General features: G+C 59.7%; 9 protein-coding genes. 2 read left to right on the top strand and 7 right to left on the bottom strand.

What is annotated here, in order from left to right; all coding sequences use genetic code 11:
* Positions 1 to 332: 332 nt before the first annotated feature.
* Positions 333 to 1,025, bottom strand: coding sequence for a YafY family protein (locus GGI60_RS10610; protein WP_183915452.1), 693 nt, complete (start codon positions 1,023 to 1,025; stop codon positions 333 to 335).
* Positions 1,026 to 1,155: 130 nt separating this feature from the next.
* On the opposite strand from GGI60_RS10610, the gene GGI60_RS10605 reads away from it, so the two are divergent.
* Entirely contained in the window at positions 1,156 to 1,791 is a 636-nt protein-coding gene (locus GGI60_RS10605; RefSeq protein WP_183915450.1) for a LysE family translocator, read from the top strand.
* A 52-nt stretch (positions 1,792 to 1,843) separates the two neighbouring features.
* Here the strand turns inward: GGI60_RS10605 and GGI60_RS10600 are convergent, their stop codons facing one another.
* From GGI60_RS10600 to GGI60_RS10575, 6 genes are all read right to left on the bottom strand, one after another.
* A complete protein-coding gene (locus GGI60_RS10600; RefSeq protein ID WP_183915496.1) occupies positions 1,844 to 2,128 on the bottom strand; it encodes a MurR/RpiR family transcriptional regulator in 285 nt (94 codons plus the stop codon).
* A 103-nt stretch (positions 2,129 to 2,231) separates the two neighbouring features.
* On the bottom strand, positions 2,232 to 3,191 hold the full coding sequence (locus GGI60_RS10595) for a sugar phosphate isomerase/epimerase family protein (protein WP_183915448.1): 960 nt from the start codon (positions 3,189 to 3,191) through the stop codon (positions 2,232 to 2,234).
* Positions 3,188 to 4,192, bottom strand: a complete 1,005-nt coding sequence (locus GGI60_RS10590; protein WP_183915446.1) for a Gfo/Idh/MocA family oxidoreductase — start codon at positions 4,190 to 4,192, stop codon at positions 3,188 to 3,190. The genes GGI60_RS10595 and GGI60_RS10590 overlap by 4 nt, the downstream gene beginning before the upstream one ends.
* 107 nt (positions 4,193 to 4,299) lie before the next feature.
* Positions 4,300 to 5,223: a sugar ABC transporter substrate-binding protein gene (locus GGI60_RS10585; protein WP_183915443.1), complete on the bottom strand. Its 924-nt coding sequence runs from the start codon at positions 5,221 to 5,223 to the stop codon at positions 4,300 to 4,302.
* Between the two features lie 101 nt (positions 5,224 to 5,324).
* The gene (locus tag GGI60_RS10580) at positions 5,325 to 6,335 is read right to left on the bottom strand and encodes an ABC transporter permease (RefSeq protein WP_183915441.1); all 1,011 of its coding nucleotides are present in this window, start codon (positions 6,333 to 6,335) and stop codon (positions 5,325 to 5,327) included.
* Positions 6,335 to 7,909 carry a sugar ABC transporter ATP-binding protein gene (locus tag GGI60_RS10575; protein ID WP_183915439.1) on the bottom strand — a complete coding sequence of 525 codons (1,575 nt, stop codon included), beginning with the start codon at positions 7,907 to 7,909 and terminating at the stop codon, positions 6,335 to 6,337. The genes GGI60_RS10580 and GGI60_RS10575 overlap by 1 nt, the downstream gene beginning before the upstream one ends.
* 160 nt (positions 7,910 to 8,069) lie before the next feature.
* Here GGI60_RS10575 and GGI60_RS10570 point away from each other — a divergent pair, with 160 nt between their 5' ends.
* Positions 8,070 to 9,104, top strand: coding sequence for a LacI family DNA-binding transcriptional regulator (locus tag GGI60_RS10570; protein WP_183915437.1), 1,035 nt, complete (start codon positions 8,070 to 8,072; stop codon positions 9,102 to 9,104).
* Positions 9,105 to 9,153: the final 49 nt, after the last annotated feature.

Here is a 9,153-nt window from a genome sequence, read left to right as displayed (position 1 = left end):
CTCTTTCCATGTCCGGGAACGTCGCCAAACGCTCGAACATGAGTAGAATCAACACCGTGCGCCATGTCCACTAAATTTAAACCGGACAGCTGTGGCTCAAGGCCGAGGATCCATGCCTGCTGCTGCTGGAGGTCGGCGTGGATCCTCGGGTCAAGCCCAGGGTCAAGCCCGAGGATGACGGAGGCTGGGGCAACGGTCGGCAGTCCGCTGGGTTCGGCGTGTCAGGAGCCTGGTGCTGAAGCCTGTGAAAGACACTCTCTGGAGTCGCACAACATTGACCTCCTGCTCGTGCCTCAAGCGCTGTCAGGCCTGTTCGCACAAACGCCTGTCCATCACCCCGCCACAGCCTTCTCCGCCCAGCCACTCGTCCAAAGCTCCCGCAGCCTGTCGCCGTCACCCTTGAAGAAATCCTCGGCTGCCGTGCAGTGCTCCACCCGGTCGCTGCGGAAATTGCGGATCGCCTGGCGCAACTCGCACCAGGCGACGATATTGGCGGTCTGCGAATAGTAGATCAGCGCGATCGGCTGGATCGTCCGCTCGCTTCCGCGGCCGAGTTCGTCGCGGTAGGCGAGCATCAGCTTGCGTTCGTCGCGGATCGCCCGGCGCACGATTGCAAGATCGAAGCCGGCCGGTTGCGCGGTCGAGCCCCAGGCATAAAGCGCCTTGGTGTCCATTGCCTGGCGCAGCGGTGCCGGCACGGCCCCGGCGATCTTCTGGTTGACCCGGCGCGCCGCCTTCTTCAGCTCCTCGTCGGCGGTGCGTTCGAGCAGCGCCAGAGACAGTACGATCGCCTCCATCTCCTCGATCGAAAACATCAGCGGCGGCAGGTCGAAGCCGGGCCGCATGATATAGCCGATGCCGCGCCCGCCCTCGATCGGCACGCGCATCGCCTGGAGGGCGGCGATGTCGCGATAGATCGATCGCACCGTCACTTCGAGCGTCTCGGCCATCGCAGCCGCCGTCATCGGTTTTCTGGCGAGCCGCAGGATCTGAATGATCTCGAAAAGCCGCGAGGCCTTGCGCATTTTGCCTCTCCCATCCCTTACGCTCCTGACAATACACTGTCAGTTGGGTTTGCGTATAGAGCCGCCTATCGGATTGAAATCAATGAGGGTCTTTCAAAGTGACCCATGCAGCGACAAGGCGACAACTGACATGAACTACCATGAAAATCTCTGGCTCTTCTTCACGCTTCTCTTCGGCATCATCATCGTGCCGGGCATGGACATGCTCTTCGTGCTCGCCAATTCGCTGACCGGCGGCATCAGGCGTGGACTGGCCGCGACCGGCGGCATCATGGCCGGCGGCGCCGTGCATTCGGCCTATGGTGCGGCCGGCGTCGGTCTGCTCGTCACCATGCTCCCGCAGCTGTTCAATGTGCTGCTCTTTGCCGGTGTTGCTTATATGATCTGGATCGGCATTTCGCTGATGCGCAGCTCGATCACCGTCGAGGCGGTGGGGCCGAGCACGGCGCGCTCCGGCTGGCGCGCCTTCCGCCAGGGCGCCGTCACCTGTCTGGTCAATCCCAAGGCCTATATCTTCATGTTCGCCGTCTATCCGCAGTTCCTGAAACCGGAATATGGCCCGGTCTGGATGCAGGGCCTGATCATGGGCGCCATGACGATCGCGACCCAGTTCGCCATATACGGCACGCTGGCGATGACCGCCGGCCGCAGCCGCGATCTTCTCGTCGCCAATCCCGACGCCACGGCCTTTGTCGGCCGCTGCGCCGGGCTGCTCCTGGTCGCGGTATCAGCGCTTAGCCTCTGGCAGGGTTGGAAAAGCGCCTGAGCCTTGAAGTCCTGCCACTTCAGCCCGATCGCCGAGCACCGTCGCTGGATCTTCAGCGATGGCTTGCGGCAGTGCTGCAGAGATGTTGTCTGATCATTGCGCGAAACTCACAGAATGTCTCGAACCCGATGTGCCGTACAAGCCGATGGACCGTTGCAGGAGAAACGCGGCACCTGCGCGCAACCGCGGCAGCACTTTCAAAGGCCGTTATGTCAGGTGTTTCCAGGATCTCCCTTGCGACCCGTTCAAGGCTGACGGGAAACACCAGGTGCCTGCGGGCGATCTGGTGCTTCAGTTCTTGCAGTGTTGAGGGAGGAGAGTTCCGATCCTTTAGCATTGCAAACGCCTTCAAAAGAGCCACCTTCACGCAATCTCGATCGAAGCCTGCCCAGAGGTGGCGCCTCACATGAGATGCGCGAAGTAGACGCGTTTCGTTCCGACTAAATCGCTTGCGGCCTGAAATCGCTGGCAGCGACCGGCATTACGCCTTGTAGAAGGGAGACGGACTTCTCCAGCCCTTCGAGGCTGTTCAGAAGCACATCCTCATGCTCTATCGACAGCCAGCCGTCGTAACCGGCCATCTTCAGCCTGTAGCAGAACTGTCGCCACCATTCTTCGCCATGGCCAAATCCCAGCGTTATGTAGGACCAGCTGCGCGCCGGGATGTTCATCAGGCTGCCGTTTTCCAAAAGGCTTGTGACGGCCTGTTTCGCCGTATTGAGGAGGGTATCCTTGGCATGAACGTGGTATAGGGCCTCGCCGAGCGCTTCTGCGGCGACAAGAGGATCGGCACCCATCCAGAAGAGATGCGACGGGTCCAGGTTAGCGCCGACGACCGGGCCAACCGCTTCGCGCAGCTTCAGCAGCGAAGGGACATTGTAGACGCACTGATTGCCGTGCAGTTCCAGCGCGATGTGTTCCACACCGTGATCTTTCGCCAGCGCCACGATCTTGGTCCAGTATGGGAGGAGCTTCTCCTCCCACTGGTAGCGAAGGATCGCCTGCGTCTCCGGCGGCCACGAGGAGACCACCCAGTTCGGCATCGTATCGGTGGCATTCCCGGCTGGAAGTCCCGACATCGCGCAGACGGTCTTGATGCCCAGCGCGCCCGCTGCACGGATCGTATCCTCAAGACCCTGCCCCTGGGCAAGATCGGTCGGATGCAGGGGATTTCCGTTGGCGTTCAGGCTGATCACTTCCAGTTCGCGGTCGGCGAAGGCTCCCAGGAACGATTTTTGCGCGCTCTTATCCCGAAGGATTGTCGACAGAGTGAAATGCGGCGCCGTAGACCAGCCGCAGGTATTGACCTCGACGCCCGAGACGCCCAGCCTTTGAGCGTGATCCAGCATCGCTTCGAAGGACAGGCTGCCGAGGCTGTCTGATACGAATCCAAGCTTCATGCGTAAAACTCCGGTTTGGCAATCATTTCGACGGGGATTTTGCGGCCGTCGTTCAAGGCTCTGACGCCGGCTTCGGCGACCCTTGCGGCGCAGTATCCGTCCCAACTGCTCGACGCGATGTGCGGGAACACCCCGGTTTCGACGAACCGAACGAACGCGCGGTTCTGGCGGCGATAGGCTTCGGCGTAGCGGCCGCGCCAATCCGCTTCGTAGCTTGTGCTCTGGCCGAGCTCCCGGTCGACGCGGGTGTAGTTGACGGCGTTCATGGCGATGGTCGCCTTCTCGCCCACCAATTCCGCGCGGACGTCGTATCCGTAGGCCGCGTTGTTGTTGATCTCGATATTGACCAATTGATCATCGGCGGTTTCGAGCACCATATAGACCGGTGCGACCAGCGCGTCGGAGCGCTTCGGCTGGAAGGCGGAGATCGAGACGTATTCGGTGTCGAGGACATGTCGGACGACATCGAATTCGTGCGGGGCGGAATTGGTGATCGCCATCGCTCCGGTGAAGTCCGACGCGGGTGTCGCGACATTGCGATGAAAGTTGTGCATCATCAGGGGGCGGCCAATTGCCCCATGCGCCAGAGCCCGCTTCATTTCGACATAGGATTGATCGAAGCGGCGCATGAAGCCGAGCATTATGAACTTCGATCCCGCGGCTTCTTCCGCCTTCATGATCTGCAGGCATTCGTTCGAGGACTGCGACAGCGGCTTCTCACAAAGCGCCCGTTTGCCGGCTCTTATGCAGGACAGCGACAGGGGTGCATGCGTGAAATCGGGGCTTGCGATGATCACTGCGTCCACATCAGGACGAGCGGCGACCCGGTCGGGGCCAGAATCGACATCGTGAGCGCTGTAGGCGTCCGCCACCTTCCGGGCGCGGTCCGCATCCATGTCGCAAATGACCTGGAGGCTCGCCCCCGGCAGATCTTCCGCGACGATCTTCGCATGATCGGCTCCCATCAGTCCTGCCCCGATGATGGCGATCCTTACTGTCATTTCGATATTTCCTGTCGTTAGAGAACCAGCGATTTGCGGCAAGCATTGCGCCTCCTCGTGTGAAATGCGTGCCGGGAACCCCACCCGGCACGCACCCTTGGGAGGGCTTACTTCTTTGCGTATTGATTAACATTGTCCTTGGTGATCGAAGCGAACGGCACCAGCTTTTCGGCTGGCGCATCCTCCCCCTTCTTCAGGCCTTCCACGACCTCGAAGGCGGCCTTCGCCTGGCCTGCGGCGTCCTGGAAGATGGTCTGCGACATGGTGCCCGCCTTAATCGCATTCAGAGCATCGGCCGTGCCATCGACACCGGAGATCATCACACCCTTGAGGCGGTCGGCACCCTGGAGTGCTTCCAGCGCGCCGAGCGCCATCTGGTCGTTGGCCGCGACAATTGCATCGAACTTCGGAAAGCTCTGGATCCAATCTTCCGTAACCTTCATGCCTTCAGCCCGGTCGTAGTTTGCCGAGAGACTGGCGAGGGTGGTTACGTCGGAGCGGCCGAGCGCATCCTCGAATCCCTTCTTGCGCTCCTGCGTGTGTGAAAGCCCGGGCGTGCCTTCGAGGTAGAGGATCTTGGCGCCCTTGGGCAGGTGTTCTTTCATGAATTCGCCCTGAAGACGGCCGGCATCAATGTTCTTCGAGCCGACGAACGTGTATTTGCCGCCTGCCGATTGGATGCCGAGAGCGATGACGGGAATGCCGGCCTGGTTCGCCTTTTCGACGCCCGGTACGATGCCCTGATAGTCAACCGGCACGACGACGATCGCATTGACTTTCTGCGCTATGAAGTTGTCGATCTGATCGAGTTGCTTGCTGACGTCGTTGTTGGCGTCGGAGAAGTTTACTTCGACTGCCGGATCGGATTTCGACGCTTCGATGAAGGCATTCTTGCGCGCCATGACGAAGACATCCGTATCCGCCATGTTGGCGTAACCGACGACGAATTTGTCTGCGGCAAATGCGGCGCCGGTGGAGACGGCGGCAAGGGATATGGCGCAGGCGAGAGCGAGTTTGGAAATGGCTTTCATAGGGTCCTCCCATTGAGTTTCAGGTTCATTCCGGATGCGGGAAATCCCCGCCGACAAAGAGGTGGTTCGGAAGCAGGCGCTAGCCCGCCGAAGAACATCGGTCATGCCTTCTTTTTGCTGCGGGCAGACTTGGTCCAGACATCGAGGATCACGGCGATCGCGATGATCAGACCCTTGATGATCTGCTGCCAGTACGAGCTGACATTCATGAGATTGAGCATGTTGTTGATGACGCCGATGATCATCGATCCGATGATTGTGCCGGTGATGGTTCCGGTGCCACCCATCAGGCTGGTGCCGCCGACGACCACCGCGGTGATCGCGTCGAACTCATAGCCGACGCCGCCGGCCGGCTGACCGGAATTGATGCGAGACATGAGGACGATGCCTGCGACGGCGCACAGAATGCCGTTGAAGATGAAGGCCTTCACCACGATGCTGTCCGGATTGATGCCGGACGCGCGAGCGGCACGCACATTGCCGCCGACCGCATAGACGTACCGGCCGAACTTGGTCTTGTTGAGCAGAATCCAGGAGAGGACGATGACGATCGCGAGGATGAGCACGGAGATCGGTACTGGCCCAAGCGAGCCTTGCCCGATCACTCTGAACTCGCCCAAGCCCGTCACGGGCGAGCCACCCGTATAAAGCAGCACTGCGCCGCGTGCGACCGTCGTCATTGCCAATGTCATGATGAACGACGGGATACGGAAAAAGGTGATGACGAAGCCATTGATGATGCCGGTCACCATGCCGACTGCTACGCCGGCGACGACCGCGACGATGACGCTGCCGGTGATTGCCATCACGCTCGCGGCGATGACACCACAGAGCGCGAGAACAGATCCCAGCGATACGTCGATATGTCCCAGAATGATGATAAAGGTGACGCCGCATGCGAGAAGGCTCACCACGACGACCTGACGCAAGACATTGGTCAGGTTGGCTTCCGTCAGGAACGTCGGGCTCAAAATCGAGGCGAGGATGCAGATTCCGGCGAAGATGAGGAGCGTGCCGTACTTCCGGTAGATCTGGGAAAAGCTCATGTTCCGAGAGCCTGGAATGCCGTGGCCTTCTCGTTTAACGGCCGCGTCTGCGCGTTCGATACTCATCAATGTCCTCCCGTGGCGAGGCGCATGATGTTTTCCTGAGTGGCCTCGTCTCTTGTCAGTTCGCCGGTGACCCGGCCTTCGCTCATCACCACCACGCGATCGCTCATGCCGAGGATCTCGGGCAGCTCGGATGAGATCATGATGATCGCGAGCCCCTGACGAGCGAACTCGGTCATCAGTCGGTGAATTTCGGATTTGGACCCGACGTCGATGCCGCGTGTGGGTTCATCGAGAATGAGCAGCTTCAGATCACCCAGCAGCCACTTGGCGAGAACGATTTTCTGTTGATTGCCGCCGCTGAGGTTCTCCACGATCATTGCCGTGTCGGGCGTCTTGATCTGGAGCATCTTGATCATGCGCTGGGCGGCTGTCTCTTCCTGCCGCTCGCTGATGAAGAGGTTGGATGCGAATTTTTTGAGGTTCGCGAGCGAGATGTTCTCGCCGACGGACCGGCAAAGCACCAGGCCTTCCGCCTTTCGGTCTTCCGAGACCATGGCGATACCGGCGGCAATGGCGTCCTTTGGCGACCTGAGCTTTAGCGGTTTTCCGTTCAGGCGGACGACGCCCGCGTCCGCCGCGTCCAGGCCGAAGATCACCCGGGCCACCTCCGTCCGCCCGGCGCCGATCAGCCCGGAAAGGCCGATGATCTCGCCGGCACGCACCTCGAAGCTGACATCTTCGAAGCAGCCGTCACGAGAGAGGTTCTCGACGGAAAGGACGATATCGCCGATCGGCACTTCTTCTTTCGGAAAGATACTGGAGATCGTGCGGCCGACCATCTGCGAAATCAGCTTTGCCGGCTCGTATTCGCTCGCCGGGGCGGCAGCGACGAACTGGCCATCACGCATCACCGTAATGTCGTCGGCGATCTGGAAGATCTCGTCCATCTTGTGGGTGATGTAGATGATCGCGACGCCTGCCACTTTCAAGTCTGCGATCTGCCTGAAGAGCATCGCGACTTCCGTGTCGCTGATCGCCGACGTCGGTTCGTCCATGATCACCAGAGAGGCCTCGCGCGAAATCGCCTTGACGATCTCGATCAGTTGCATCGCAGCGATGGACAGATCGCGCATCTTGGTTTGGGGGCTGTATGTCAGGCCCAGGCGATCAAGGAGCGCCTGGGTGTCCGAGTTCATGCGATCGAAATCGACGAATCGGGACAAAACACCCGTCCCGCTATAAGTGGGTTCGCGGCCGAGAAAGATGTTTTCGGCGATGGTCATGTCGAGCACCGGGCTGAGTTCCTGATGGATCATCGAGATCCCTCGCTCCAGCGCGGACGCAGCGCTCTGATGATCAAGCTTTTCGCCCCTGAAAAAGATCTCTCCGCCATCGATCGCGTAGATGCCGCTCAGGATCTTCATGAGCGTCGACTTGCCCGCGCCATTCTCCCCGACGAGGACATGGACGGTACCGGCGCGAACCTTCAGGCTCATGCCATCGAGCGCGAGAACACCAGGGAAGGCCTTGGTGATTGAGCGCATTTCAAGAACGAAGCCGGCTCCGTTATCGGGAGGCGTGCGATGGCCTTCGCCGCCCGAAAGCGGCGCCGCCTTTTGCAAGGTCGCAGACATGAGAGTATTTCCTCCAGATGAGAGAGCTCTCCCAAGCCCTCCTGCCAAACTGGCTTATGCTGGAAGATGAAATCGCGAAAATTCCGCAAAGTGTCAACGAACCGGTGGATTTTTCTCCCAAAAACTCTCATAGATAACATCAATATTTGAAAGGTTCGGTATGTCTCGCCCAACGATCCCTGACTTGGCAAAAGCCGCGAATGTGAGCATTTCAACCGTCGATCGCGTGCTGAACGGTCGCGATCCCGTGCGTCCGCAGACGGCGGAGCGGGTTCTGAACGCCGCCCGGCAGATCGGCTTTCACGGGGTGACGGCCATCGCTCGCCGACTCGAGCATGACAAGCCGGTGATCAAATTTGGTTTTCTTCTCAAGCAGTCTCATCGCAAGCTTTATCAAATGTGGAGCGACATTCTCGTTGCGGCGACCGAAGCGTTTCCCGACGCCCATGGAAGGGCCATCGTCAGATTCATGGACGATCTTGCGCCCGACAAGGCTGCCGAGGCGATCTACGCTCTCAGTCGCGAAGCCGACGTCATTGGAATGATCACCTCCGACCACCCGCAGGTGAACCACGCCGTCGATGGTCTTGCAGCAGAAAACATTCCTGTTGTGACCATGATTTCCGACATATCCACCGCCTCTCGCGCAGGATATGTCGGCAACGACTGCATAAAAAAAGGCCGCACGGCCGCGTGGTTCATAGCCGGGCTGAATAAGGACGGCGGGAAGGTTTCTGTCTTCGTCGGGAATCACCGATATCTCGCCCAAGAGCTGAACGAAATGGGCTTTCGATCATACTTCCGGGAGAGCGCGCCGGGCTTCCAGATGCTGGAGACGGTTGCAACCCTTGAAGAGCCCGATATTGCCTATGAGGCCACGCGCCGCCTTCTGCAGACCGAGCCAAACTGGGTCGGCCTCTACGTGGCCGGCGGCGGCATCACGGGGGTAATGCGAGCGTTGCGGGAGGATGGTGGGCCGGCAGCCAAACGCCTGGTGGTCATAGCACACGAGCTCACCAATGAAACGAGAGCCGGTCTTGCCGAGGGGCTGATCAGGGTCGTCCTGTCTCATCCGGCGAAGCTGCTGGGAGAGACCCTGGTGCGGGCAATGGCGGAGGCTCTCGATGCCGGCCGATCGCCAACCGTGTCGCAGCATATTGTCCCGTTTGAATTTTACACTGCCACCAATATTTGAAGTTTCGATGAAAATAGGAGTTAAAGCGCGTCGAACGAATCAATTGGGT

The sequence above is a fragment of the Rhizobium lentis genome, assembly GCF_014200175.1.
Taxonomy (GTDB): domain Bacteria; phylum Pseudomonadota; class Alphaproteobacteria; order Rhizobiales; family Rhizobiaceae; genus Rhizobium; species Rhizobium mulingense.
The sequence above is the reverse complement of the archived record's forward strand: the minus strand, read 5'-3'. Positions and strand labels throughout refer to the sequence as shown.

Coding starts and splice junctions, on each gene's coding strand:
- GGI60_RS10590 (WP_183915446.1), bottom strand. CDS start 4,192: ATGACAGTAAGGATCGCCATCATCGGGGCAGGACTGATGGGAGCCGAT.
- GGI60_RS10575 (WP_183915439.1), bottom strand. CDS start 7,909: ATGTCTGCGACCTTGCAAAAGGCGGCGCCGCTTTCGGGCGGCGAAGGC.
- GGI60_RS10610 (WP_183915452.1), bottom strand. CDS start 1,025: ATGCGCAAGGCCTCGCGGCTTTTCGAGATCATTCAGATCCTGCGGCTC.
- GGI60_RS10595 (WP_183915448.1), bottom strand. CDS start 3,191: ATGAAGCTTGGATTCGTATCAGACAGCCTCGGCAGCCTGTCCTTCGAA.
- GGI60_RS10570 (WP_183915437.1), top strand. CDS start 8,070: ATGTCTCGCCCAACGATCCCTGACTTGGCAAAAGCCGCGAATGTGAGC.
- GGI60_RS10585 (WP_183915443.1), bottom strand. CDS start 5,223: ATGAAAGCCATTTCCAAACTCGCTCTCGCCTGCGCCATATCCCTTGCC.
- GGI60_RS10600 (WP_183915496.1), bottom strand. CDS start 2,128: ATGCTAAAGGATCGGAACTCTCCTCCCTCAACACTGCAAGAACTGAAG.
- GGI60_RS10605 (WP_183915450.1), top strand. CDS start 1,156: ATGAACTACCATGAAAATCTCTGGCTCTTCTTCACGCTTCTCTTCGGC.
- GGI60_RS10580 (WP_183915441.1), bottom strand. CDS start 6,335: ATGAGTATCGAACGCGCAGACGCGGCCGTTAAACGAGAAGGCCACGGC.